This window comes from Candidatus Accumulibacter meliphilus, assembly GCF_036625345.1.
Classification (GTDB): domain Bacteria; phylum Pseudomonadota; class Gammaproteobacteria; order Burkholderiales; family Rhodocyclaceae; genus Accumulibacter; species Accumulibacter meliphilus.
Genome location: NZ_JAZKTZ010000003.1, coordinates 79,822 through 103,824, shown reverse-complemented (window position 1 = coordinate 103,824; position 24,003 = coordinate 79,822). Strand labels below are relative to the sequence as shown.

General features: G+C 62.9%; 25 protein-coding genes and 1 pseudogene. 18 read left to right on the top strand and 8 right to left on the bottom strand.

All coding sequences use genetic code 11. The annotated features are described in order from the left end of the window. Window positions 1-223: 223 nt before the first annotated feature. Genes V5B40_RS06785 through V5B40_RS06775 form a run of 3 tightly spaced genes read left to right on the top strand, consistent with a single transcriptional unit; the run spans window position 224 to window position 3,350 of the window. Window positions 224-1,459 carry a tyrosine-type recombinase/integrase gene (locus V5B40_RS06785; RefSeq protein ID WP_291995983.1) on the top strand — a complete coding sequence of 412 codons (1,236 nt, stop codon included), beginning with the start codon at window positions 224-226 and terminating at the stop codon, window positions 1,457-1,459. Continuing rightward, a complete protein-coding gene (locus tag V5B40_RS06780; RefSeq protein WP_332353796.1) occupies window positions 1,435-2,364 on the top strand; it encodes a tyrosine-type recombinase/integrase in 930 nt (309 codons plus the stop codon). Before V5B40_RS06785 ends, V5B40_RS06780 begins: the two co-directional genes overlap by 25 nt. Next, on the top strand, window positions 2,361-3,350 hold the full coding sequence (locus V5B40_RS06775; RefSeq protein WP_169068653.1) for a tyrosine-type recombinase/integrase: 990 nt from the start codon (window positions 2,361-2,363) through the stop codon (window positions 3,348-3,350). The genes V5B40_RS06780 and V5B40_RS06775 overlap by 4 nt, the downstream gene beginning before the upstream one ends. 240 nt (window positions 3,351-3,590) lie before the next feature. Here V5B40_RS06775 and V5B40_RS06770 read toward each other — a convergent pair. Further along, a pseudogene (locus V5B40_RS06770) lies at window positions 3,591-3,755 on the bottom strand (type II toxin-antitoxin system YafQ family toxin); the annotation flags it as partial. Window positions 3,756-4,206: 451 nt separating this feature from the next. On the opposite strand from V5B40_RS06770, the gene V5B40_RS06765 reads away from it, so the two are divergent. From V5B40_RS06765 to V5B40_RS06695, 15 genes are all read left to right on the top strand, one after another. Continuing rightward, entirely contained in the window at window positions 4,207-4,635 is a 429-nt protein-coding gene (locus tag V5B40_RS06765; RefSeq protein WP_332353795.1) for a lytic transglycosylase domain-containing protein, read from the top strand. Beyond that, window positions 4,623-5,324, top strand: a complete 702-nt coding sequence (locus V5B40_RS06760; protein ID WP_291997205.1) for an OmpA family protein — start codon at window positions 4,623-4,625, stop codon at window positions 5,322-5,324. The genes V5B40_RS06765 and V5B40_RS06760 overlap by 13 nt, the downstream gene beginning before the upstream one ends. A 1-nt stretch (window position 5,325) precedes the next feature. After that, a complete protein-coding gene (locus V5B40_RS06755; protein WP_291997206.1) occupies window positions 5,326-5,520 on the top strand; it encodes a hypothetical protein in 195 nt (64 codons plus the stop codon). Further along, the gene (gene traA, locus V5B40_RS06750) at window positions 5,513-5,806 is read left to right on the top strand and encodes a TraA family conjugative transfer protein (protein WP_332353794.1); all 294 of its coding nucleotides are present in this window, start codon (window positions 5,513-5,515) and stop codon (window positions 5,804-5,806) included. Before V5B40_RS06755 ends, traA begins: the two co-directional genes overlap by 8 nt. Before the next feature lie 16 nt (window positions 5,807-5,822). Next, window positions 5,823-6,113 (top strand): type IV conjugative transfer system protein TraL, encoded by a 291-nt coding sequence (traL, locus tag V5B40_RS06745; protein ID WP_291903604.1) that lies wholly within the window; start codon window positions 5,823-5,825, stop codon window positions 6,111-6,113. 3 nt (window positions 6,114-6,116) lie between these two features. Next, window positions 6,117-6,707 carry a type IV conjugative transfer system protein TraE gene (gene traE / locus V5B40_RS06740; protein ID WP_332353793.1) on the top strand — a complete coding sequence of 197 codons (591 nt, stop codon included), beginning with the start codon at window positions 6,117-6,119 and terminating at the stop codon, window positions 6,705-6,707. Further along, the gene (locus V5B40_RS06735) at window positions 6,682-7,365 is read left to right on the top strand and encodes a TraK domain-containing protein (protein ID WP_332353792.1); all 684 of its coding nucleotides are present in this window, start codon (window positions 6,682-6,684) and stop codon (window positions 7,363-7,365) included. Before traE ends, V5B40_RS06735 begins: the two co-directional genes overlap by 26 nt. Further along, window positions 7,358-8,626, top strand: coding sequence for a TraB/VirB10 family protein (locus V5B40_RS06730; protein WP_332353791.1), 1,269 nt, complete (start codon window positions 7,358-7,360; stop codon window positions 8,624-8,626). Before V5B40_RS06735 ends, V5B40_RS06730 begins: the two co-directional genes overlap by 8 nt. A 3-nt stretch (window positions 8,627-8,629) precedes the next feature. After that, a complete protein-coding gene (locus V5B40_RS06725; protein ID WP_291997210.1) occupies window positions 8,630-9,340 on the top strand; it encodes a DsbC family protein in 711 nt (236 codons plus the stop codon). Continuing rightward, window positions 9,337-9,945, top strand: coding sequence for a type IV conjugative transfer system lipoprotein TraV (gene traV / locus V5B40_RS06720; RefSeq protein WP_291997211.1), 609 nt, complete (start codon window positions 9,337-9,339; stop codon window positions 9,943-9,945). Before V5B40_RS06725 ends, traV begins: the two co-directional genes overlap by 4 nt. Further along, window positions 9,942-12,527 carry a type IV secretion system protein TraC gene (traC, locus tag V5B40_RS06715; protein ID WP_291997212.1) on the top strand — a complete coding sequence of 862 codons (2,586 nt, stop codon included), beginning with the start codon at window positions 9,942-9,944 and terminating at the stop codon, window positions 12,525-12,527. The genes traV and traC overlap by 4 nt, the downstream gene beginning before the upstream one ends. 12 nt (window positions 12,528-12,539) lie before the next feature. Beyond that, a complete protein-coding gene (locus V5B40_RS06710) occupies window positions 12,540-12,932 on the top strand; it encodes a hypothetical protein (protein ID WP_291997213.1) in 393 nt (130 codons plus the stop codon). An 81-nt stretch (window positions 12,933-13,013) separates the two neighbouring features. Beyond that, complete coding sequence (locus tag V5B40_RS06705) at window positions 13,014-13,727, top strand: conjugal transfer protein TraF (RefSeq protein WP_291997214.1); 714 nt, start codon at window positions 13,014-13,016, stop codon at window positions 13,725-13,727. An 8-nt stretch (window positions 13,728-13,735) separates the two neighbouring features. Next, complete coding sequence (locus tag V5B40_RS06700; RefSeq protein WP_291997215.1) at window positions 13,736-15,160, top strand: conjugal transfer protein TraH; 1,425 nt, start codon at window positions 13,736-13,738, stop codon at window positions 15,158-15,160. Between the two features lie 34 nt (window positions 15,161-15,194). After that, window positions 15,195-18,017 (top strand): conjugal transfer protein TraG N-terminal domain-containing protein, encoded by a 2,823-nt coding sequence (locus tag V5B40_RS06695; RefSeq protein ID WP_332353790.1) that lies wholly within the window; start codon window positions 15,195-15,197, stop codon window positions 18,015-18,017. Between the two features lie 53 nt (window positions 18,018-18,070). Here V5B40_RS06695 and V5B40_RS06690 read toward each other — a convergent pair whose 3' ends face one another. The 7 genes from V5B40_RS06690 to V5B40_RS06660 all read right to left on the bottom strand — a co-directional run bounded on the left by V5B40_RS06690 (window position 18,071) and on the right by V5B40_RS06660 (window position 23,442). Then, window positions 18,071-18,754, bottom strand: coding sequence for a hypothetical protein (locus V5B40_RS06690; RefSeq protein ID WP_332353789.1), 684 nt, complete (start codon window positions 18,752-18,754; stop codon window positions 18,071-18,073). 403 nt (window positions 18,755-19,157) lie between these two features. Continuing rightward, window positions 19,158-19,589 (bottom strand): c-type cytochrome, encoded by a 432-nt coding sequence (locus tag V5B40_RS06685; protein ID WP_434735843.1) that lies wholly within the window; start codon window positions 19,587-19,589, stop codon window positions 19,158-19,160. Between the two features lie 78 nt (window positions 19,590-19,667). After that, entirely contained in the window at window positions 19,668-19,937 is a 270-nt protein-coding gene (locus V5B40_RS06680) for a c-type cytochrome (protein WP_332353788.1), read from the bottom strand. Continuing rightward, window positions 19,879-20,553 carry a WD40/YVTN/BNR-like repeat-containing protein gene (locus V5B40_RS06675; RefSeq protein ID WP_332353787.1) on the bottom strand — a complete coding sequence of 225 codons (675 nt, stop codon included), beginning with the start codon at window positions 20,551-20,553 and terminating at the stop codon, window positions 19,879-19,881. The genes V5B40_RS06680 and V5B40_RS06675 overlap by 59 nt, the downstream gene beginning before the upstream one ends. A 288-nt stretch (window positions 20,554-20,841) precedes the next feature. Beyond that, window positions 20,842-21,588 (bottom strand): IS21-like element helper ATPase IstB, encoded by a 747-nt coding sequence (istB, locus tag V5B40_RS06670; RefSeq protein WP_332353786.1) that lies wholly within the window; start codon window positions 21,586-21,588, stop codon window positions 20,842-20,844. Continuing rightward, window positions 21,575-23,077: an IS21 family transposase gene (gene istA, locus V5B40_RS06665; protein ID WP_332353785.1), complete on the bottom strand. Its 1,503-nt coding sequence runs from the start codon at window positions 23,075-23,077 to the stop codon at window positions 21,575-21,577. The genes istB and istA overlap by 14 nt, the downstream gene beginning before the upstream one ends. Continuing rightward, window positions 23,074-23,442, bottom strand: coding sequence for a hypothetical protein (locus V5B40_RS06660; protein WP_332353784.1), 369 nt, complete (start codon window positions 23,440-23,442; stop codon window positions 23,074-23,076). Before V5B40_RS06660 ends, istA begins: the two co-directional genes overlap by 4 nt. Between the last annotated feature and the right edge of the window lie 561 nt (window positions 23,443-24,003).

Sequence of the window (24,003 nt, the reverse complement as noted above, 5' to 3'; positions counted from 1 at the left end):
TCTCTATTGAGGTCGTCATGTGACTGGGGTTGTAAGCCGGAACCGCCGAATATGTAGTGCACCGCATATTCTGGGATATGCAGAGTCCAGGAATATGAGGAGTATTCTTTCCTAGGGCGGCAGCATTTGCCTTGAAATCAGGTGGTTGCAGCGGTTTCTTTTGCCGGTTTTCTCGGCATATTACTGTCGTCCTTGAACGGTTGGTTAGCCAAAGGAGGACAGTATGCTTACGACCTATTTCACGCGCCCGGCAACGCGCGCGGGGTATTATGCGGGACCTGTCGGTCCCTATCTAGACCCTTTCACTGACTGGTTGGTGAAACGGGGTTATTGCAAAGACGCCATCCGGCATCTTCTCCTTGGGGCGGTCGGCTTCGCCAACTGGATGCAGGTGGCCGGTGGTGACCTGACTTCCTTGCACGAAGGTGTTTGGAATACCTTCTGCGATCATTTGGCCAAGCAGGGTCGGCTGCATGGCACGAAGGGACAGCATTCGATCTACTGGCGCGGCGCGAAACAGTTCACGGAGTTTCTTCGCGCCCAGCAAGGCATCGTCGCTACCAAGGCGGCGCTAGCTCCGCCGGAACTGGTGGCCGCATTCGAGCACTGGATGCAAATTCACCGTGGCGTCAAACCCTCGACGCTGATCACCTATCGCCAGCACGTCATGGACCTGCTCTCTTCGCTGGACCCGCAACCAGAGCAGTTCAATGCCACCAAGCTCCACGGCTTCATTCTGACTTACGCCAAGCGCAACGGCCGCGCTGTTGCACAAACCCGTGTAAAAGCCGCTCGCATGTTTCTTCGGTTTTTGATCGCCACTGAACGTTGTCAGCCGGGCCTCGACGCCGCCATTCCGACCATTGCCGAATGGCGCTTGGCGAGCTTGCCCCGCTATTTGCCGCCGGCCGACGTAGAGCGTGTTCTGGAGGCATGCAATGGCGCAAGGCCTATCGATATCCGCGACAAAGCCATCCTTCTGCTGTTGGCACGACTCGGCCTGCGCGCCAGCGACGTCGCCTCGTTGAAGTTCGACGATATCGATTGGTTGCACGGCACGTTTACCGTCATCGGCAAGAGTCGGCATGAGGCCAAACTGCCTTTGCCTCAGGACGTCGGTGACGCCATCTTGAACTATTTGCGGCAAGCGCGTCCCTCGGTAAACGACGTCTACGTTTTTATCACCGCTGTCGCTCCATGGGAGCCGATCACCCGAAACGTGGTCAAGCATGTCGCTACGCGTGCCATCCGGCGTGCCGGTGTCGAGGCGCTGTCGTTCGGTTCCCATATTTTCCGCCATTCGGCGGCAACCGGGTTGCTCCGCCAAGGCGCTTCGCTCCAAGTCATTGGCGAAGTATTGCGCCACCGCAGCATCGACACCACCGCCTTGTACGCCAAAGTCGACATCGGACTATTGCAGCAAGTCATCAGGCCGTGGCCGGGAGCGACATCATGCTAAAGGACGCGCTTGATACCTATTTGGCTGTTCGCCACGCGGCCGGTTTCGCTCTCGTCGATGACGAACACCGCCTCCGAGGCTTTGTCCGCTTCGCCAGTGCGCAAGGAGACACCGTCATAGTCGCCGCGACGGCCATCGCCTGGGCAGGGCAAGGGCGGTCGGAATCGCAACGCAGCAACCGTTTGAAGATGGTCATCCGCTTTGCGCGGTTTGCTCATGCTACCGATGGTCGCCACGAGATCCCGCCGCAGGGCGTGTATTGTGCGCGGCGGCAGCGGCCAACCCCCTATCTGTATACCGAGAACGAAATCCAGGCGCTGATGGCGCAAGCGCTGCACCTTGGTCCGCCAGGGACGCTACGGGCGCAGACCTACAGCACCTTGATTGGCCTGCTGGCCGCGACCGGGCTGCGTATTTCCGAAGCCATCAGCCTCCATTTCCAGGACATTTCCGCTGACGGCTTGGTGATCCGCAACACGAAGTTTAAAAAAAGTCGGCTGGTGCCGTTGCACTCGACGACCCAGGCGGCACTGGAGCGATATCTGGTCGAACGCCGCCGAGTTGCCACCAATGATGACCATATGTTCCTCTCGACACAGCTCGGTCCATTGAGTCTCGACGCAGTGTATCCGACATTCCACAAACTCCTGTCAGCCTGCGGTCTTCCCCGCCAAGCAGGGCAGCCGAGGCCCCGGCTGATCGATTTTCGTCACACCTTTGCGTCGAATGCGCTGATAGCTTGCCCGCATGCTCGCGACCACATTGGGAGCCACATGCTGGCACTGATGACCTACCTTGGTCACGCAGTCCCAAGCAGCACGTACTGGTATTTGGAAAGCTCGCCACGATTGATGGAGGATATCGTCGACGTATGCGAGCGCTTGTTCGAGGAGCAAACGCCATGACACCGATCGCCCCCCATATCACCGCCTTTTTGCGCGAACGCCTTCCCCTGCAACGTGGCGCGAGCGAGCACACCTGCGACAGCTATGCCTACGCCTTCCAGTTGCTGTTCGAGTTTGCCGGCAAGCGACTGCGGCTTACGCCATCGGCGCTAAGTCTTGAGCAGATCGACGCCAAATTGGTGATGGACTTCCTGCAACACCTTGAAACCGAGCGCCACAATGGCCCGCGCACGCGTAACGCCCGCTTGGTGGCGATCAAGTCCTTCATGCGCTTTATCGAGCATCGCGTGCCGGCGCTGCTGGAACAAAGCCGGCGCATTTTGGCGATCCCGGCGAAGCGCACCGATTCCCACTTGATCAGTTATTTGTCGATGGATGAGATGCAGACCGTTCTCAATGCGCCGGATCTCCAGCGCCACGACGGCATCCGCGACCGCGCTATGCTCCACCTATGCTTCTCCGCCGGGTTGCGCGTTTCGGAACTGGTCAACCTGCCGATAAATGCGATCGAGTGGCAACCATCGCCCAATGTGCGGATCATGGGCAAGGGCCGTCGGGAACGTTTGCTCCCACTCTGGAAGCAGACTTGCGTGGATTTGCGCGCGTGGTTGGCGGTGCGCGGTCCGGCGCCGGCGACGGAGTTGTTCGTTAATGCGCGCGGCCAGCCGCTAACTCGATCCGGCTTCGAGTACATTCTCAACAAATACGTTCAGACGGCCGCCGAACGATATCCCGTGCTTAAGCAACGGCACATCTCGCCGCACAGCCTGAGGCACAGCGCCGCGATGATGGTGTTGCAGGCAACGGGGGATATCCGCAAAGTCTCGCTCTGGCTCGGCCATGCAGACATCCAGACGACCGAAATTTACTTGCGGGCGGACCCAACAGAAAAGCTGGATGCAATGAGCGCCGTTGTGCCGCTCTCACTAAAAAAAGGACGGTTCCGGGCGCCAGACAAACTGATCGCCTCGCTGCGGGGCGCTTGAATATGCTGAGCGATGGGAGCCGACATGGCCGTCAGCACAAGGCTCCCACGCCTGCAATTCTGCATATTCCTGGACTCTGCATATCGCCGAAAACTCCGTCATCCCCCCGCCGGCCCTGCCACGAGCGCATCAAGGTCCAGGTCGATCACCTTGGTGTCGATGTGGAGCGTGTAGTGCCCGTTCCACATCGGTGATTCCGCCCGCCGTATCCTTCATTTCCTTGTCACGGAGCCCGGCTGCTCACAGGCCAAGTTCGCTGTGCGAACCGAGACGGACGAGCTGGAGTACGTTGTCGTCCGGTTTTCTGTAAATCAAGACCACGTTGGGCTTGACGTGACAATCCCGGTGGTCCTTCCAATCCCCACTGAGCGAATGATCGTGGTGCTTGTCGGCCAGAACCTGATCATGGAGCGACGGCGGCGGTCGGTCCTGTCCTTTCTTTGGCGTTCAACCTTGTAGGCTTTGCTTACCGTAAGCTTTGCGTAGAAGAAGGGAAGTGTTGTGCAGCAAAGACGAATGGATTATTTTGGTTATAAAGGGTTAAAAGATGGTTAACGGCCCAAAAAAAAACTAGAAAAACCTTTTGTAGCAATGGCTTAGAAAAACACCATACCCGCCGTCCGCGTCATGTGGCGCCAGCGTCGGCTCAGGCCGAGCTGCCGCCCTCCGGCAAACCTACGCGAAGGTCTGCTGCACTCGGCGCAGCCGACCTTCGAGGACGAACCACTGGGACGTCCCTTTTGAGCCGTAGGGCGCTGTCCGACGCCGTGCGAGCCGAACCCCGAACCCTCCGCTAACCGAAATGCGCCCTTAACGGTCACATTTCAGCGACGCAGGAACCGTCTGGCTTCCTACCATGGCAGCCATGACTCGCGCCTTCCTGACCATCCTCCTGCTGCCCGCGGCTTTTTCCGCGCAGGCCGCCTGCTTCGAAGAAGCCGGTCGCCGCTACGGCATTCCGCCATCCCTGCTCAAAGCAATCTCCGCAGTCGAGTCCAATTCCAACCCCTCCGCGCGCCATCGCAACCGCGACGGCTCGGAGGACCTCGGGCACATGCAGATCAACAGCCGCTGGCTGCGCAAGCTGGGGCCGTATGGCATCGGCCGCGATCAGCTTTTTGATGCCTGCACCAGTACGTACATCGGCGCCTGGATTCTCGCGCAGAACATTCGTCGCCTCGGCTATGGCTGGGAAGCCGTAGGGGCCTACAACGCCGTCTCTCCCGACAAGCGCGCGGCCTATGCCCGCAAGGTCGCCTCTCGGGTCAAGCCATGGCGCTCGTGAACCCTGCCGCGATTCTGCTCTTCACGGCCTCGATACTGGTCGGTTGCGAGATCCTGCCTCCAGCGCTGCCTCAAGCGCTGCCCGAAGCAAGGCCCAAACCCATGGCGAGCGACAGGGTCGCCTGGATCGAACGCCAGTTTAAAACCTGCAGCGGCACCGCCTGCCCGACGCCCACACGCAAGACGCTGGCGATCGTCGAACTTCCCGTGGTCACAGACGAGTCAGCGCCTCCCGTTGCCGCGGTTCAGCCGACCCCCTCACCGGTCGCCTCTGCCTTTCCAGTCGCCACCGCTGCCGAGCCGGCCACCGCCAGCATCCTCTTCGAGTACGGCCAGGACACTCCTAGCGCCGATGGACAACGGGAGTTGGAGCGCCTGGCAGCCATCTCAGCGGCGTACCAGCGCATCGAGCTCTACGGCCGAACCGACGATATCGGCGGCAAAGCCTACAACGATCGTCTCGCCAGACGGCGTGCCGAGTCCGTCCGCTCATGGCTCCTCGACAGAGGTGTCGAGGCCGAGATCGTGGTTCGTGCCGAGGGCCTGTGCTGCTACCTCGATCCGGCACCCACCGAAGCGGCGCGCCGCAACAACCGCCGCGTCGAGGCACGTCTCGCTGGCCCGCGCGACGGGCTCAGTGACCGCAACCGCAGCACCCACCGCAACAGCAACCGCAAAGGAGCGCAGTGAAGTGAAATTACCGCATACCCACAGCTTCATCCGCGACGTGGTCATTACCGGCGGCTTCATCGCCATCGGAATCCTCGCCCCGGGCTCGCCGATCGAAGGCGGGTTCGAGGCCCATCTGGGCGGCATCGCCGTTGGCCTCGGCCTCGGATGGCTCATCAAGTCTTGTGTTGATCTCAAAGGGAATCGTCATGGATAGCCGTCGTAACTGCATCAAGGGCGCCCTGGCGCTCGTCTTGCTGACCGCCGCCACCGGGGCGCTGGCGGGAAACACCGGCACCGAGTTTCAAAGTCTCTATACCTGGCTGACCGGCATGGTCCAGGGCTACTTCGGCAAGGCGGCGGCCATCGCCGCGATCGGCCTGGGCGCGCTCTTCTCGCTGGCGCGGCTCAACCCGATGCCGATTCTTTCCGGGGTCGCGTTCGCGGTGTTCCTGCAATACGCACCGACGATCTCGACCGGCATCCTCACCGCCACGATCTGAATCCGGAGAGCGCACCGTGGACGAGATCGGTTACATCCCCAAGTCACTCGAAGCCCAGGAACGTTTCCTGTGGTGGGATTTTGATCAGGCCATCCTCTTCCTGCTGATCATGGGGACGGGCGTGATCTCGGGGGCCATGCTGGCCGGGATGATCTGTGGCGCGCTCCTCGCCTGGCAGTACGGTCGGATCAAGACCGGGAAGCACCCCAAGTTCGCCTTGCACGCGCTCTACTGGTGGCTGCCGAGTGGGATCGTCGTCCGCCTGCGGGCGACCCCGCCGTCGCATTTGCGCTTCTTTCTCGGCTGAGCCATGCGCCTTCGAACCTTCACCTCCGAGCGGGACAATCATCGTGCTGAAATCACCTTCATGCGCATTGCCGTCGGCGGACTCGTCCTGGCGCTGCTGGCCAATGCCGGCGCCTTGCTGGGCGTGGCCGGCTCGGAAAGAACCGTGCTGGTACCGCCGGAAGTTCACAAGAGCTTCTGGGTCAGTGGCGAGAAGGTGTCCGGGGATTACCTGCAGGAGATGGCGTACTGGTACGCCGGGCTCGCGCTCAACATCACGCCGCACGTCGCCGAGTACCAGAAAGATCTCTTCCTCAAATACGCCGCCCCCAGCGAATACGGCCGTCTCCAGGCCGAGTTCGGCGCCCGTACCGATTTCATCCGCAAGAACAACGCCTCGACCCAGTTTTCTGCGCAATCGGTGATGCCCGACGAGACCGCCATGAAAGTGGCCCTCGCCGGTGTCCTGATGACCTGGGTCGGGGACAAGAAAGCTTCCGAGAAGCAGACCACCTATGTGGTCGGCTTCCGCTACCGCAATGGGAGACTCCATGTATCCGAATTCAGGGAAACCAGCGATCAGGACCCGTTTGGCGCTGACGTTAGTCCTCGCTAGCGTCGCGTCACCGCTCTTAGCCGCGCAGCTCCTGGAGGGCCGTCCGGACGATGCGCTGATCGCCACGGTATCGCGCAACGAACCGAACCTCATCCGCATCGACGGCGGAAAAATTCGCCGTATCCACGGCGTCGAAGGTGAGTTCGTCGTCAGTGCCGACCGGGAAACCGGCGCCGCCTACCTCAAACCGACGACCGAGCAGCCGCAGCTCACCGTCTTCGTCGCCGATGATGCCGGCCGCCACTGGAAACTACTGCTTCACACCGCCGACATCCCGGCAGAAACGCTGGTCATTCGCGATCGCACTCAGGCACGCAGCGAGGGCAAAGCCATTCTGGCCGACGACTCACGCCTCGGGGCGATCCGCCGTGTGCTTCTCGCGCTGGCGCGCGATGGCGAACCCGAAGACATGACCGCCCGAAACACGCTGGAGATCGTCCCTCTCTGGAACGAAGCCCGCCTGATCCTGGTAAGGACGCTGGACGGCGCCTTGTTCGGCGAGAAGTACCAGCTGATCAACGTCTCGTCGTCGCGCATGGTGATCGACGAGCGTGAGCTGTATCGACCGGGTGTGCTGGCGGTGATGGTCGATTCGCTCGAACTTGAACCGGGTGAAAGCACGGACGTCCTGGTCGTCCTGGAGGGACGTGATGGCTGAGTCACCCGGCAACCGGATCGCCTCGGCGATCGCCAGACTGTCCCCGAAACAGCGGCAGGTCCTGATCCTGGGGCTCGGGGGGGCAGTGTTCGCAGTGCTCATCTTCGGCGGTGTGGCGCTATGGGACCAACCGACCACCCTTCCCGAGGGAACGCCGCCGGTACGCCCGCAGCCCTTGCCGATCAGCGCTCCAGGCGCCCAGGCCGACCCCCGAGAGATCTGGATGAGCAAGTCCGGCGAGCAGATGCGCCAGATGGAGGAGATGATCCAGGGGCTACGCCAGCAGGTCGACCTGATCGAGCGGAAGCCGCCGCTTTCGAATCCGGTTTTGCTAGCAATGCCGCCGCCGCTGTCCTCGCCACCACCACCGGTGGTCGAGCCCCTCAACCTGCCACCACTACCCCCGCTGCCGACGAATCCGGGCGCAGGGATGAACTCGGACGGACAGCTGGCGTTACCCAGGCCACCGGGGATTGCCACCTTCGAAGTGAGCGACGCCAAGGTCAGCCCACCCGCGGCGGGTGGGCAGGGGGCCGACCAGAAAGACGCTCGCAGCTACGTGCCATCGGGCTCGTTCTTCCGGGCGGTATTACTCGGTGGTCTCGACGCACCCACCGGAGGGCAGGCGCAAAGCAACCCGCACCCGGTCCTCATGCGCGTTCAGGACAACGCCTTCCTGCCGAACCGCTACCGCTTCAAGATCAAGGAATGCTTTGCGCTGGGCGCCAGCTATGGCGACATCAGCGCCGAGCGGGCCTATATCCGACTCGAATCCTTGTCCTGTGTGCGCCGCGACGGCAAGGCGATCGATGTCCCGGTCAAGGGCTACGTCGTCGGTGAAGACGGCAAGGCCGGCATGCGCGGCCGTCTGATCAGCAAGCAGGGGCAGGTGCTCGCCAATGCCTTGCTCGCCGGCATCGGCGCGGGTATCGGGCAGGCCTTCCAGCAGAGCGCGATGACGGTTTCGACGAGCCCGCTGGGGTCGATCGGCTCCGTCGATCCCGGGAAACAGGTCCAGGCCGGTCTGGGAACCGGGGTCGGCAAGGCGCTCGATCGCCTCTCGCAGTACTACATCACGCTGGCCGAGAAGATGTTCCCGATCATCGAGATCGACGCCGGTCGCACCGTCGAGGTGGTGTTTACCAAAGGCTTTTCTCTCGCCGGCGGGTCCGCCGGAGGCGGCGATTCCGACAGCTACACCGACATCTGGCGGCGCGGCCGCGAAGTCCAGAAGAAACCCCTCGAACCTTTCAAGGAGTGATCCATGTCGTTCAAACCTCTACTGGTCCTGCTCTCCCTGACTCTTTCCCTGGCACACGCCGACGAGAACGTCGAGGCGATGGCCGCGCGGCTCAAGCAGATGTATCCGGCGACCCGCATCGAGCGTGTCGACCCCTCGGAGATTCCCGCCCTCCATGAAGTCGTGATGGGGCAGAACGTGGCCTATACCGATGCCTCCGGGCGCTATTTCGTCTTCGGACATCTCTTTGACATGCAGACGCAGCGCGACCTGACGGCCGAGCGCCTGGAGAAACAGCAACGCGTGGGGTTTTCCGAGCTGCCGTTCGCCGATGCCATCAAGACGGTTCGTGGCAAGGGTGAGCGCGTGCTGGCCGTGTTCTCGGATCCGGATTGCCCGTACTGCCAGCGGCTCGAAAGCGAACTCGAGAAACTCGACAACCTCACCCTGTACACCTTTGCCTATCCGCTGGAAAGCCTGCACCCGGAAGCGAAGGACAAGGCGGTGTCGGTCTGGTGCGCGCCCGATCGTGCGCGTGCCTGGGCCGAACTGATGAAGAGCGGCCAGGCACCGACGAAGCGCAGCTGTGACCACCCGGTCGATCGCAACATCGCACTCGCCCAGCGGCTGGGAATCCAGGGCACGCCCACGCTGCTGTCCGCCGACGGGCGTGTTCTGCCAGGTGCCGCGAGCAGCGAGCGGATCGAGCAATGGCTGGCGGAGAGCCGGCCATGAGCCGGGCAGTGCTTAGGGTCTCGTCCATGCTGGTGCTCGCTCTCCCGGTATTCCTCGTGGGATGCGCGGGCACGATGTCCGGGCTCGACGGGCAAGGCAAGTTCTCCTGCAAGGCGCCGGACGGGATTGCTTGTGCTTCACTCGCTGGCGTCTACGCCAACGCGCTGCAGAACAACCTGCCGGGACAAGTTCTGCCGGAGGCGACGGACAAGGCCGCTCCGGTCGAGAGCCCCGGCGAAACCCTCCGCTCGTCGATCAAGCGTGCCGTTCCCAGCTCCGGCGAGCCGATCCGCAGCGCCCAGAAAGTGCGACGGATATGGCTCGCGCCCTGGGAGGACGACGAGGAAGTGCTGCACGACCAGTCGTATGTCTACTTCGTCGTCGATCCCGGTCGTTGGCAGTTGGCCCACACGCGGCGCGGTGCCAGTGAAGCCTATCGGCCGGTCATGCCGCCAGCGGCCTTCACCCCCGCCGCAACGAATCCCGACGAGCGTCCGACTCTCCGGATGGAGCGCGAGGCTTCGGGGTCTGCTAATCCGCCGTCGCTTCCCCTGCGGGGGCGCGAGTTCCTGCAGCCGCCAAGCGCTTCGGAGGGTAACGAATGAGCCTGTCCGATAGCCTTCGCGAGGCCTTCCTGCCGGAGCGATCGGCCCACGCCGATCGTCTGCCACGGCGGTTGTTGCGCGAGATTTCCCGCATGCCGCGACTCACCGGCATCCTGCCGTACGTTGCCTGGCAGGACGAGACGCGACTCTTTGCCCTCGATCAGGGCGCTTTCGGGGAACGTGAATCGCAGGCCATCGGTTTTTGCATTGAGGTCTTGCCGCAAACCGGCGCCAACGACGAAATGGAGAAGGTGCTGGCGAGTCTCTTCGTCTCCTGCCCGCCGGGGACCGGCATCCAGGTCACGCTCTACGGGAGCCCGGACATTCTCCCGGTCCTGCGGGCGCAGGCGAATCTCCTGCCGCGAGCGGGCACTCATGCCCCCACCGACTATTCGTGCGCATGGGAAGATCGCCGTCACGACAACATCTTCCGGCTGCTCGCGCGGCGGCGCATCGACCACTACCTGCACGGTACCGGACAGTCAATTTTTTCGCATCAGACCTATCTGCTACGGGATTTTCGGGGGGTGATCTCGATCACCTTGCCGCTCGACCCCGAGGTGCCGGCCGACATCGACGAGGCGCTGCGCGTTCGGGAGAGCGTTCACGCCACCTTAAAATCGGCGCACTTGCCGGGCCACGACTGGGGACCCGAGCAGCTGTTGCACTTCGTCGCGCCCTTCTTCGATCACGCGTCGCTGTTCACGGGTCGTGGGCTGCGCCCCCTCGAATGGAACGAGGCACAGCCCCTCCGGGACCAGGTCTCACACCACGAGATCGCCTCGCGGCTCGGCGACAGCGACATTCGCTTTCGTCAGGCCGGCGGCGACGAATCAGTGCTGCAACTCTTCTCGGTTCGCCAGTACCCGCGCTACTTTCGTCTGGCGGGCATGAACACCCTGATCGGCGACCCCTACCAGCTCGCCCTGTCGATGCCGTGTCCCTTCCTGATCACCATGGGGGCGGTCGCGCTCGACTACGAGGCGGCCCGGAGCAAGGCGCAGATCAAGGCGACCCGCGCGACGCAGAGCGCGGGCTCGTACATGGCGCACTTCCAGCCCGACCTGCAGGAACGCAAGCGCGACTGGGACATGGTGCTCAAGACCTTCGACAGCGGTCGCACGGTGGTCGGGATGTATCACCAGATCTGCCTCTTGGCCAAGGTCGCGGACGCCGGACGCTGCGAGCACGCCGTGCGCGCGGTCTGGCGCGCCCGCGGTTTCGATCTCACCAAGGATTTCTATCTGCAGCACCAGGCGCTGGCAGCGGCCTTGCCGATGACGCTGACGCCCGCCCTGCAGGCGGACGTGCGTCAGTTCGGGCGGATCAGCACCAAGACTGCCGACAACGCAGTGATGATGTCGCCGCTGATCGCCGAGTGGAAAGGTACGCCGACGCCGGTCATGACGCTCTTTGGCCGGCGCGGCCAGGTGCTCGGTTTCGATCTCTTCGACAACACCGGCGGCAACTTCAATTTCGCGGTCGCGGCGCTCTCCGGTTCCGGCAAGTCGGTCTTCGTGAACGAAATGACCTATCGCTACCTCGGCGCCGGCGCCAAGGTTTGGATCATCGACGTCGGACGATCGTACAAAAACCTCTGTGACTTGCTTGACGGCGAGTTCATCGAGTTCTCGGACGAGCGGCGCAACACGCTGTGTCTCAACCCGTTCTCGATGATCATCGATATCAACGCCGACATGGAAATGGTCTTGCCGCTGCTGGCCCAGATGGCGAGCCCCCGCGAACCCCTGGACAACTACAGCTACACCGCGCTCGGCTCGGCAATCAAGCGCGTCTGGGATGCCAAGGGCCGAACCGCGACGATCACCGACATCTACACCCTCCTGCAGACCGGCCGGTTGTCGAGCGAAGGCGAGTACGAGCGCGACCTGAGTCGCCTGGCGACGGCGCTGGAGCCCTATACCCGGCACGGGGTCTATGCGAGCTACTTCGAGGGGGACGCCAATATCGCCTTCGACCGGGATCTCGTGGTGCTCGAACTCGAAGAGCTGAAAGCCAAGAAGGACCTGCAGTCGGTGGTGATGCAACTGATCATGTACCGCATTACCCAGGAGATGTACCGCGACCGCTCCCGGCGCAAGCTGGTGATCATCGACGAAAGCTGGGATCTGATGGGCAGCGGCGCCAGCGGTAGTTTCATCGAAGCCGGTTATCGCCGCGCCCGCAAGTATGGCGGCGCCTTCGGCACCATCACCCAATCCGTGGACGACTATTACAAGAACGAGGCGACCCGGGCGGCGATCAACAACGCCGACTGGCTCTTCCTGCTGCGCCAGAAACCAGAAAACATCGAGCGCCTGGGAACAGAAGGGAAACTCGTGCTCGACGAATGGCTGAAGCGCCAACTCGCCTCGGTGAGTACCGAGCACGGCCACTTTTCTGAAATCTATATCCATTCGCCGGTCGGCTCGGGCCTCGGACGACTCCTGCTCGATCCCTTCTCGATGCTCGTCTATTCCACCCGCGCCGAGGATTTCCAGGCGATCAAGCACCTGCGCGAGCAAGGGCTGTCGGTTTCGGAAGCCGTCGAGCGTCTGGTCATTGAACGTGCGTCACGATAGGGCGGCCGCGTCATGAACCCATTCAGAACAGCGTTGCTTACCGGCGCCCTGACGCTGCTGCTCGGCGCCGGCATCGTGGCGTCCTGGCTGCACTTCCGGCCGCTGGAGATTCCGCGCTTCGCGCGCGTCAATATCGGCGCCTTGGTCGCTCAGCAGCAGCAATCGCTGGTCGAACGGGTCAAGCCGGGCATGGACGCCACGGAACAGGCCAGGCTCTTCGAGGACGCCAAAGCCTTCGGGCTGCGGCTCGATGCAGCCCTCGACCAGGTCGCGCAGGAGTGCCAATGCGCGCTGATCAATTCAGCGGCCTTGCTCAAGGCCTCGTCCGCTGCGGCGATTCCAGATCTTTCCGCACGGGTGGCGGAACTTGTTGGCACGGCGCCAGCAAGCCCGTCGGCGCAGTGATCGATGCGATCCCTCGTGATGGCCGTGTGCTGCCTCTGCTTCGGCAGCGCCTCAGCGAACAGCGGACTGGAGTACCCGTCGATGTGGATCTGTGACGAGGATCGGTTCAACTGGTATTGCGACATCCCGCCGGAAGCGGAGCCGACCGACAGCCCTACCGAGAACCCCGAAGCGAAGGCGCTCAGGGAGGAAGTCGAAGCCGTCGCGGCCCTGAAGGCCTTGCGAGAAGACGCCGAGCGGAAGAGGGCGCTGGCCATCATCAAGCCGACCCCGGAGAACTTGAAGCGCTACATCGTTGCGCAGGAAGCGCTGATGGATCGGGCGTCCGTCTTCTCGGACGTCTGGCGGCGCGTCATCTGGGCGAATCCCGAACTCAACTACCAGTTGCGTAACCCGTCCAACAACGCCGCCATTCAGGTCCGCGATACCCAGCGCTCGCGCAAGGCAAGCGAGACGCTGGCCGGGCTCGCCGGCGAGTGGGGGATTTTCTTCTTCTTCCGCTCGGATTGCCCGTACTGCCATCGCTTGGCGCCGGCCCTGAAGTGGCTCTCCGAGCAGTACGGCATCGCCGTGTTTCCGATCTCGCTCGATGGCGGCGGACTACCCGAGTTTCCACAGCCCTCGCGAGACAACGGCATGGCCGCTGCGCTGGGCGTTAGCGTCGTGCCTCTGGTGGTGCTCGGCAATGTCAAGGATCGCCGGCTGCTCCCGATCGGCTCGGGCGTGCTCTCGGCGCAGGAGATCGTCGAGCGCATTTACATCCTGACGCAAACGCGTCCCGGCGAACTCTATTGAGGCGGATCGTGACTACTCCAGGATTTCGGCGAACGCTTGCCGTCACACTCGTTTTTGCGGCCCTCACCAGTCAGGCAAGCGCCAACGTTTCGCAATCGATGCAGGACTGGTTCAACGACATCGGAGCTTATGGCAATGTAACCGGTGCCAACGCCTACCGCGGGCAGACGATGAATTTCTATACCGGCGGCAGTCTCTACATGCGCACACCGGTGCGCAACTACCCGCTGGCGAGCATCACACCGCCGTCGTTTCGGGCGGGCTGCGGCGGCATCGATCTTTATGCCGGATCGTTTTCCTTCATCAACAAGGACCAGTTCGTCGCATTGCTGCGAAACATCGGTAACAACGCCATCGGCGCGGCGTTCAACATGGCGCTCTGCTCGATGTCCCCGGACCTTTGCGATCTGCTGAAATACCTGCAGGACCAGGTGTCGAAGATGAACAACCTCAACATCAATTCCTGCCAGGCCGCCGAAGGAATCGTCACCGCCGCCGGGAGCCTGCTGACCGACCGCACCCAGGAGAAGGAAGGCAAGACCGCCGGGGCGAGCCTGAACCTGTTCGGCGATGTCTTCGAGTCCTGGGACGAGTGGAAGAAGAGCCGGGTCACGGCCAGGAACATCCGGACGGCAGCCAGGAACGCGTCAGCGGGCTATCGCGAGCTTTTCGAGCCGGGCAACGTCGTCTGGCGATCGCTGTCGCGCGTCTCCGGTGTCAGCGATGAAACCAAAGAACTGCTGATGAGCCTGACCGGCACGATCATCGTCACACCGCCCGGTGAGAACGGTGACGAGAAAGCGCGGTGGACCTATCTGCCCGGCGGCAAATTGACCTTCCGGCAGTTCGTCGGTGACGGCGGAGCTACGACGGTGACCCTGCCGGGTCTCAAGTGCGGTGTCGATACTGCCGAGTGCATGAGTCCGACCTTCTCGGAGACCGCCTTCTCCGTGACGCCGTTCTCCCGGCAAGTGAGGATCCGGATTGCCGCCATGCGCGACAAGATCGTCAACCGCGATGCCTCCGGCCAGTCGAACCTGGATACCGCACTGATCGGCACCTCGTCGCTGCCGGTCTGGAAGATGCTCGCGGTGTCGAGCAGCATCCCCGGTGGTGACCGGATCACCGAGGACTACGCGCAGCTCATCGCCGTCGATGTGGCCTACGCCTACTTCACGAACCTCTCGAAGACTCTGCGCAACGCGCTGCAGAACGAAACCGGCAAGAGCGGCCCCGATGCCGTCGCGGCGGCCGAGAAGATCCTGGTCCGGCTCAACGAGATCGAGCAGGAGGCCCGCGACATGCTGCGCGCCGAGTACCAGAAAGGCATGCAGGTCGTCGAACTGAGTCGTTCGCTGCAACTCCTGCATCAAAGCCTGAACGCCGGGATGCCGACCAACATTTTTCAGTCGATGATGGTCTTCAACCGGTAGTCACGACGGGTACAAGCGGCAGGGGAAAGCAAACATGTACGAGGTCTATGCCTACTGGAATGTCGCCGAGCTGGAGGCGATGTTCAATGCCGTCGCGGCGATCATGGGCAGTGGCGACTACCTCGGCTTGCTGCGCACCATGGCGATCGTCGGGGTGATCGTCGTCGTCATCGCTACCCTGAGCGGACGCGAGCGGCTCGACGGGATGTGGAAATGGCTCTTCTTCCTGGCCATCTTCCAGGCGCTCCTGCTGGTGCCCAAGGTGACGGTGACGATCATCGATCGCACCGGCAACGAGCCACCGCGTGCGGTCGCCAACGTCCCGATCGGGCTGGGCGCCTTCGCGCACGCGATGAGCAAGGTCGGCGACTGGCTGACCGGCGCTTTCGAGACGGTGTTCTCGCTACCCAACGATGTGAAGTTCCGCAAGAACGGCACCCTGTTCGGCCACCGTGTGCTTGCCGAGCGTCTCGCCGTGAAGAGTGGGAATCCGGTGCTGACCAGCAACCTGCTGGAGTTCTACCGCGAGTGCGTCGCTCCGGATGTGGCGACCGGCTACATCCGCATGAAGGAAGACATCATCGAGGTCAATAACGTCTGGGCCAGCCTGAACGGCAAGACCAACCCGGCGCGACTGGTGACCGTGCGCGATATTGGCGATTCGACGTTGCTGAACACCGTCGGTTGCGATGTCGCCTATCAGAGCCTGACCACCCAGATCACCGCCGAGTCGAACCGTCAGCTCACGTTGCTGGGTTCGCGTCTTTACCCAAAAATGAGCCAGGCCGACGCCGGCGCGGCGATCGTCGCCTCGCTGGCTACCTCGACCAACTATCTCCTGGGCGTCGCGGCGTCGGCACAGGACGCAGTGAAACAGGCGATCGTCGCCAACTTCATGATCGATGCGCAGTACCTGCTGCCCGCGCAGCTCGGGGATGCTGCCAGCGCGCAAACCAACCTGGCGATGGCGCAATCGCTGCGCTCGACCAGCGACTCGTACAAACTGATGGCCCGCATCGCCGAGTCGACCATGCCCAAGGTGCGCAATGCCATCGAACTCGTTCAGTACGCGATCTTTCCGGTCTTTCTGCTCTTCGTGGTGATCAGCGGTCACCAGGCCGGGGGTGTCATCAAGTCCTACGCCGCGAGCCTGTTCTGGATTCAGCTCTGGGCGCCCCTCTACGCGGTGATGAACTTCATCATCACCATGTATTCGCGTAGCCACTACAGCAATGGCAGCGCTGGCGGTGGCCTGGCGATCGAGCAGATGAGTTTCCTGAATACCGCGATCATCAGCGATCAGGCGATCGCCGGGATGCTGGTGATCTCGATCCCGGCCATTGCGGCGGCCATCGTCAAAGGCGGCGAGGTCGGCCTGCAGGCCGTTGCCGGCCTGGTGGCCCCGCCGCGGGATCCCGAGAAAATCGCCAGCGCGCTGGCGATGGGCAACATGCAGATGGGCCACGCCTCGCTCAATAATGTCAGTCACGACACCCAGAAGGGACTGACGGTGGACATGAACCCGAGCTTGCGGCAGGGGATGACCAACTATCAGGCGCGCGGGGGGTTCGACTACAGCCACTTTTCTGGTGGCGGCTTCGTCGTCCGGCAGGGAAAAAGCGACGTGCGCGCCGACATGGCGCTCAACGATTCCCTGGGCGCTGCGGCGAAGGAGAATTACGAGCATTCCCAGCAGGCCACCCGCCAACACTCCGCGGAGTATGCCGAAAGCGCGCTCGCCGCGCTCAAGCAGGAGGCGGGATTCGAGCGCAGCCACAGCCAGGGCAGCAGCGACACCACAGGCTACCGCCACGGCATGGGGTCGAGTCGCCACCACGAGGCCAACGACAGCCTGCGTCAGGTCGATCAGTGGGCCAAAAAGCTCGGCGTTGGCGAAAAGGTGGCGATGGAAATGATGATCGGCGCCTCGATGGGCATGAATACACCGAAGCTCCTCGAGATCGCCGGGCTTCGCGGTGGGGTGGAGCTCGCCGCCAAGCTGCGCAACTCTGCCGACGCTTCGCGATCGCTGGAGGAGATGGCGCAGTTCGCCAGTGAATCGGGCTTTGGCAAGAAAGTCGGCACCGTGCTCGACAACGGCTGGGAGCGCAGCTATCGCAGCACCGACGAGGGAAGGGAAGCCGGCAGCGAGGGGATGCGCGCATCGCTGGATCACGCACGGCAATCGCGTGAAGTCTTCAGCGCCTCACTGCAGGAAAGCGAAGGGCATCGGCAGATGTGGGAGCTGTCGCACAGCGGCCAGCTGGGCTCGAACCTGCAGCTCCAGGATCATTTCATCAAGGATTTCCTGCTGCCCAAGCTCGATTTCAACTACGAGACATTCCAGGGGATCATGGGCGACCCGTACAAGCTGCGTCCCTACATTGCCGAATACACCGCGCAGAACTACGACCGGATGCTTGGCGAGATGGCCGGCCAGGTCCAGGGGGCGGATGCGATCGGCGCTCGCCACGAGGCAGATCGAAGCAGCGTTCCCGGTGCCGGTGCGGTCGGGCAGGCGGGGGAAGGCTACCGGGGACAGGTGACGGGCTGGGCGGCAGGTGCCGGGGTCTCGCCCCAGGGGCGACCGAGTGATGAGACCGCGCATACGGCGATGCGTGAATTCTCAACGAACGCGTATGCGATACGAGACCGCAAGGAGGGTGCAGCGCAGACGCACCAGGAGAACGCGACGCCAACCGATTTCGACAAGCTGGAACCGGTGTCGCCGGTCGGTAAGGGCGCGGCAGTTGTCGGCGAGGTCGGGAAAGCAGCGGGACGGGTGGTCGAGGGGCTGAGCGGGGAAGATCCCGGTCAGTACGTCCAGGACAAGCTGGTCGGAAAGAAGAAGCCTTGAGCCGAGCGCGGTCGCGATCTGGGCGAAGGCAGCGTCTTTCCAAAAACCCGTGGTCAGCCACGCGTGCGGTCGGCGACGCGCCGTTCCAACGATTCGAGCGCCACTCGCTGTGCGGCACTCGCCAACGCGTGTGCCGTTCGCCGGTACTGTGGTCGGTCGTGCTTGGCGAAATCCTCGATAATCTGATCGACGCTGGTCGCGCAATCCGCGGCCGTAACCGTCTCGGGCAGGCAAAGGAAGTAGGCGGCAAACACGTTGCGCCAGTCGATGTCAAGTTGCCAGGAGCCGCCCTCGTCGGGGAAGAAGATCACGTCCTCGTGCCCTTCATCGATATACCGAAGCAGCCGGCAAAGGCGCTCGAACGTCTGGCGGGCAAGTTCGAATTGCCCGCTGTCCGCGGCGCCGATGCATCCGCGCAGGAGATGCTTGAACTCGGCGATGAAGGCATCCGTGCCCCGCGAATGTTCCGTACAGTTTCTGGAATTCACCGCGAAGTCTTCGAAGGGGCGACCGGCCAGACTATCGGCGTGGAACGTCTGCACTTCGTCGAGTAACGCTTTTGCTGTTGCGCTCGCTTCCGCCAGGTCGTCCACGTGCGCGTAGTCGCCGACGAGGCCCTTCAACTTCGCTTGTGGCAGGAGTTCTATCGCGCGTTCGGCGATGATCAGCAGATCGCCGCTGCGCCTTCCTCCCAGTGCCTTTCGCAGCATCTCCGGATTGGTGATGCGCCCGCTCATCAGTCCGTCGCCACCTGAAGTAGAGGAGGGCAGCGGGCTTCCCTGAGCAACCGCATTACACTGCCCTCATCCGGCGGCGTCCCGCCGCGCGCGGAGGCGAACAGCGCTGGAGGATCCGTTTCCAGCCGTTGCGTGGGGCAACGGCCTCGCGCAGGATGTCCACGCACTCCGGTGCTGGTGCACCAACTTGATGGGCAGGTTCTGTCACGCACTTGCCGTGCGCATAATCCGCATCAGGGCCTTGACAAACCACCGGAGACCACCGGTCGCCCTTGGCTGTGCAGCCTCGGTCGCACGCGTTACCAGGCAGAGGGCGGTCAAGCGGGGCCGCTGGTCATCTCGTAGAATCCCCCAAATAATCGCGAACGCGCCCAAGAGTCAGAATATGAGCGGATCTCGGGCGCTATTTCTTTGAAAGCGTGACGCGCGCCTGGTGGGCGCGCTGAGCTTCTGGCCAGGTACTCTTGATATAGGCAAGGCTGGCACGAATCTCTTCCTTGGCGAGTACGTTCGCGAAACCCGGCATGTCGCTGCTATAACCCGGCGGCGCGTACCGGCCCGCCTGCAGACCGTTGCTGACGATCTCGATCAGGACCGCGTCCGGGTGATGCCAGGTGTGCCCGCTGGCATCGTGTGGCGGTGCCGGCAGGCGGCCGTTTTCGCGGCGTTCACGCCAGGCCGGCTGCCCTTCCAGATTCGCGCCGTGACAGCTCGCACAGTGCTCGGCATAAACGCGCTGCCCGATTGCCAGCAGCCGAGCGTCATTGGCGTCGATCAGTGGCGGACTGCTCTGCCAGGTGCTCCACGCGATCGCGCGCGACGAGAAAGGCGACACTGGTCGCCAGCAGCGCGCGGAATACCGTGCCACCGTGATGCGGCCTGCTCCCTTGGCGCGCCTGAATCGACTCTCCGCTCAATGGGTCATGCAGCCCGGGTCCATGTGTTTTGCTCCCTGGCAGCGCAGGGCGCGCTCGTTCCAGAGGCTCTTCATATAGGCGACCAGGTCTTCAGCATCGCGTGCGCTCAAGCGTCCCTCGAAAGCCACCATCCGGCTGTTCGGCACTGGACTACCCTTGAGGATGGTGTTCTGTAACTGTTGATCGCTGTGGTGCCAGGCGTGCGCGCTATCGTCGAGCGCGGGCGCCAGGCCCTGCAGGCTCTTTGCCGAACTGTGGCGCTTCACCTATGCCGACCGCACCGTGGCAGGCCTGGCAATTCTCCGCGAACAGCTTTTCACCCCGTTTTTCCGCCGCGCTTTCCGGTCCGCGAGCCCCGCTTATCGCCTGCCAGCTGCGGCCATCATCGGCGCTGACGAAGAGTCTGCCGATATGGGTCGCGGCAAACAGCCGCGTGCCATTTCGTGCCATGACCATGATCGCCTGTCCGCCGAAGCTGTTGGCCAGCGGCGTCCATGCCAATTCGGGCTCGTGTGCCTTGAGAAACCCCTGCCCGAACTGAAAACTGTAGAGCGTTCCGTCAGGCTCGGCGCTGACCATGGTCACCGGAATGCGCAGCATCGACGCTGGCCGCCACGAAGCACCGTCGTCAGTCGAAAAACGCAAGCCCTCCTCGGTGCCGGCGTACAAGCCGCTGGGCGACGCCGAGATGTTCATCAGCTTTTCTGGCGCGTCGCCGCTGCGCGTCCACGTACGGCCGCTGTCGGTACTGTGGTAGATGCCATCGGCGACACCGTACAAGCGCTTTCCGTCCGTCGGGCTGACGGTCAGCGCCGTGAAGCTGTCGGGTCCGCCCTGGCTCTGCCGTTGCCACTGGCTGCCACCGTCATCTGATCGCAGCAAGCCGTCCGAGGGCCACTTGCGTACAGTATTTTGGCGTCGGAAGGGTCCGCAGCCAGGGCGACGAAGCCGCCATCACGTTTGGCGCGCAGGCTCAAGCGACCATCCGGCTGAGCGAGGTACAGGCCCTGCTTGTTTGCCACCAGCACGCCATCGCTGCCGTTGGCATAAAACTGGTGCGAGCAAGGCGCGGGCTCTGGGGCTGGGATGTTTGGTTTGAGTGCGCAAAGAGAGGGCCGACCCGCCGATGGGAAGGCGGTCGGTACAGGCTGGTCGAGGACGGGTTGAGAATCAGGCGTCGTGCTGCTCGCGCATGCGGTAAGAGGAACCTTCGATGACCAGCGTCTCGGCATGATGCAGCAGGCGGTCGAGCAAAGCGGCGGTGAGGGTGCTGTCGTTGTTGAAGATCTCCGGCCATTGTTTGTACGCTTTGTTCGACGTAATGATTGTCGAACCGCGCTCATAGCGCTGGCTGATCACCTGAAACAGGCCATCGGCGCCAAACTTGTCGATTGGCAGATAGCCCAATTCATCGACACAGAGGACGGCGGGTTTGAGCAGTCTGGCCATCTCGCGTTTGACCCCGCCGGTGGCCTGGGCGGCGGCGAGCGCATTGACGATATCGACGGCGGTGGTGAACAGCGTCGTCAGGCCCTGCAGGCAGGCCGCATGAGCGAGAGCAATGGCCAGATGAGTCTTGCCGACACCGACCGCACCGAGGAGGATCACGTTGCCATGGGGAGGCACGAAGTCGAGGCGAAACAGATGCTGGATTTGCGCGCGATTGATCTTCTTCGGCCATGACCAGTCGAAGCCGTCGAGCGTCTTGATCCCGGGCAAGCGCGCGGCCTGGATGCGGCGGGCAATCAGCGCCTCATCGCGGCAAGCGACCTCGCCGGCCACCAGGCCTTCCAGAAAGCGACCATGAGACCACGACTCGCGGGCCGCCTGAGTCATCAAGTCCGGCGCGTGCTGGACGAAATACGGCAGCTGCAAACGACCCAGATGCTTCGCCAGAACCGCCTCAGTCATGGTCATGATCGCCTCCTGAATTGTCTTGCGGATGAGTTCCTGTGGGGATGTCCGGATAAGCAGACAAGTCCGCCGGTGGCAGTTCAATCTCCAGCAGATCCTGCCGGCGGATAAGATGAAGCGGGCTCGGCTCGGGCAACTGGCGGCGACGTGCATCAATCAGATGGGCGATGTATTCGCTGCTGAAGGCCTCGAAGGCCAGGGCGTCGGTCATCGCCCGCACGACGGCGTCGTCGCCATGGATCTCGACCAGCGCCACGATCTTGCGCACATGCGCCATCGCATTCCCCCGGCGATCGAGCAAGCCCGCGTGATACTTCTCTGCCAGTGGCGTCAGACCCAGAAAGCGCTTCAGTACCAGCGCATCGCGGGCATGCCGGCGTTGAGCGATCAAGGCCTTCGGATGATCGGGGTCCTCGATGTCCTGATGGCGCTCGAACGAACGACCATGGCGGGCGACCAACTCGCCGTCGTGATAGACACAGACGCGATCCGGATAGACCTTCATCGTCACCGGTCGTCCCGCCAGGCGGGCGGGGACGGAATAGCGATTGCTCTCGAGCGTGACCCGGAACTGTCGGTTGGCACGAACGGCCAGGACCCGACCGACATCGAACAGCCGGGGATTGACCGGCTGCAGATGAGCGCGCTCCTCGACCCAGAGATCTTCCGGCCGGCGTTGCGTTTCGCGATGCAGGCGGACGTTGGCCACCGTCTCCAGCCACAGCCTGACGGCCGCATTGAGCGCGCTGAAGCTTGGCAGCTCCAGGCCGGCCAGGAAATTGGTTTTGACATAAGCGACGCCCCTTTCCGCGCGTCCCTTCTCATTTCCTTTTCTCGGCGCACAGGCGACGATTTCGAAGCCGTAATGGCGGGCGAAATCGAGATAGCGGGGATTGAACTGCACCGGTTCGCCACGCACATGACGCAAGACCGCACTGCGCAGATTATCGACCATGACCTTGCGCGACACCCCCAGGGCAGCAAAGGCGTTGATGTGTGCCGCCAGAAACTGCTCCATCGTTTGCGAGAGCGTGAACTCGACGTACATCTTCCGGCTCCAGGCCAGCACCATGACGAAGAAGGAAAGGCGGCGGCGGGTGTTGCCCACACAGATCGTGCCGTATTCTCCCCAGTCGACCTGGGCCGCTTCTCCCGGGGCGAAGGCCAGGGTCAGGAAGGCTTCGCGCCGGGGCGGGCGGATCTTGTGGACGTAGTCCTTGACGATGCTGATGCCGCCCTCGTAGCCAGCATCCCGCAGGCGTTGAAACACCTGCTGGGCGGTGAGCGGATGCGCATCGAGCCAGCCGACGATGCGCCCCTTGTAGGGATCGAGCTTGCTGGTTCGCGGCACGGGCGCCCGCGGCGCATACGGGCGGTCCATCCAGTGGCGGACGGTCTTGACGTCCAGGTCCAGGCTATCGGCAAGTTGGGGGGCCGTCAGATGACTGGCCACCCCCTCGCGAATGGCGCACCACGTGGCATAGTCGATCATGGCCGGCCCTCCAGAACAGCGCGCAGCCGCGCCAGACGGGTGTCGACCGGCACGTACTCGGGCACGCTCAGGACCTGGTACAAAGGTGGATCGTAGGCGATCAGGTCGAGGGCGATCAAATCCCGGCGGGCGCGGGCCAGGCGACCGGCATCCATCTGCAGACGCCGACAGAGGCTGGCCTCGCTGTAGTAGGAAAGACCGCAGGCATCAGCGACGGTGACGAGAAACAGGTACAGCGCCCAGGCGCCAACGTCAGCCTTCTCGATGTAGTGTTCCCGCACCAGCCGATGATCGAGCCAGCTGAAGTGCGCGGGCACCTGCCGCTGACGTTGCGGATTCAATAGTCGCTTCGTCGGACTGTTCATACGAGCCTCCTCGAATGTCCTGTCCCAGTTGTAGCAGCCGGGTCACGGCCGAGGCGATGTCATCTTGTAACGTGCTGCCCCAGATATGGGCGATTAAGCCAATAAGAACAGTGGGTTGGGCGTTCAAGAAATCTTGTAACGGTGGCGCCAGTTCCGTCGTGGAAGCGTTACAAGATTTCTTCAGGGGCAGCGAGGCCTCGGCTGGCAGGGGCGCCGAGGCGTCGGGCTCGAACAGCAAGGTGTCTTGTATCGCGGACTCGATCAGCGGTGCCGGCGAGCGCGAAGATGCGACCCATCTCCGGGGCAGCGACGGCTGCGAGCGGGACGACAAACAGCAAGCCAGCGAGGTGGCGGGCGGCTAACAAGGCAAATGTCTTCATGGGACGGCCAATCCTTCGATGGTTGAGACGGATAACAGGCCCCGAGGCACGGCGAGCACAAAATAACGCCATCCATCTGTAGCAGAGCTGAAAACGACCATGGCAGATGATGATGCGCACGCCACCCGGTCAGGAAGCTGACATGCGGATTACATTCTCGTAATGGGCGTCAAGCGGCGCC

Bases quoted from the DNA above. Each gene is read 5' to 3' on its own strand.
- V5B40_RS06785 (WP_291995983.1), top strand. From the start codon at position 224: ATGCTTACGACCTATTTCACGCGCCCGGCAACGCGCGCGGGGTATTAT.
- V5B40_RS06775 (WP_169068653.1), top strand. From the start codon at position 2,361: ATGACACCGATCGCCCCCCATATCACCGCCTTTTTGCGCGAACGCCTT.
- V5B40_RS06765 (WP_332353795.1), top strand. From the start codon at position 4,207: ATGGCAGCCATGACTCGCGCCTTCCTGACCATCCTCCTGCTGCCCGCG.
- V5B40_RS06760 (WP_291997205.1), top strand. From the start codon at position 4,623: ATGGCGCTCGTGAACCCTGCCGCGATTCTGCTCTTCACGGCCTCGATA.
- traA (WP_332353794.1), top strand. From the start codon at position 5,513: ATGGATAGCCGTCGTAACTGCATCAAGGGCGCCCTGGCGCTCGTCTTG.
- traE (WP_332353793.1), top strand. From the start codon at position 6,117: ATGCGCCTTCGAACCTTCACCTCCGAGCGGGACAATCATCGTGCTGAA.
- V5B40_RS06730 (WP_332353791.1), top strand. From the start codon at position 7,358: ATGGCTGAGTCACCCGGCAACCGGATCGCCTCGGCGATCGCCAGACTG.
- V5B40_RS06725 (WP_291997210.1), top strand. From the start codon at position 8,630: ATGTCGTTCAAACCTCTACTGGTCCTGCTCTCCCTGACTCTTTCCCTG.
- traV (WP_291997211.1), top strand. From the start codon at position 9,337: ATGAGCCGGGCAGTGCTTAGGGTCTCGTCCATGCTGGTGCTCGCTCTC.
- traC (WP_291997212.1), top strand. From the start codon at position 9,942: ATGAGCCTGTCCGATAGCCTTCGCGAGGCCTTCCTGCCGGAGCGATCG.
- V5B40_RS06710 (WP_291997213.1), top strand. From the start codon at position 12,540: ATGAACCCATTCAGAACAGCGTTGCTTACCGGCGCCCTGACGCTGCTG.
- V5B40_RS06705 (WP_291997214.1), top strand. From the start codon at position 13,014: ATGTGGATCTGTGACGAGGATCGGTTCAACTGGTATTGCGACATCCCG.
- V5B40_RS06695 (WP_332353790.1), top strand. From the start codon at position 15,195: ATGTACGAGGTCTATGCCTACTGGAATGTCGCCGAGCTGGAGGCGATG.
- V5B40_RS06690 (WP_332353789.1), bottom strand. From the start codon at position 18,754: ATGAGCGGGCGCATCACCAATCCGGAGATGCTGCGAAAGGCACTGGGA.
- istB (WP_332353786.1), bottom strand. From the start codon at position 21,588: ATGACCATGACTGAGGCGGTTCTGGCGAAGCATCTGGGTCGTTTGCAG.
- istA (WP_332353785.1), bottom strand. From the start codon at position 23,077: ATGATCGACTATGCCACGTGGTGCGCCATTCGCGAGGGGGTGGCCAGT.
- V5B40_RS06660 (WP_332353784.1), bottom strand. From the start codon at position 23,442: ATGAACAGTCCGACGAAGCGACTATTGAATCCGCAACGTCAGCGGCAG.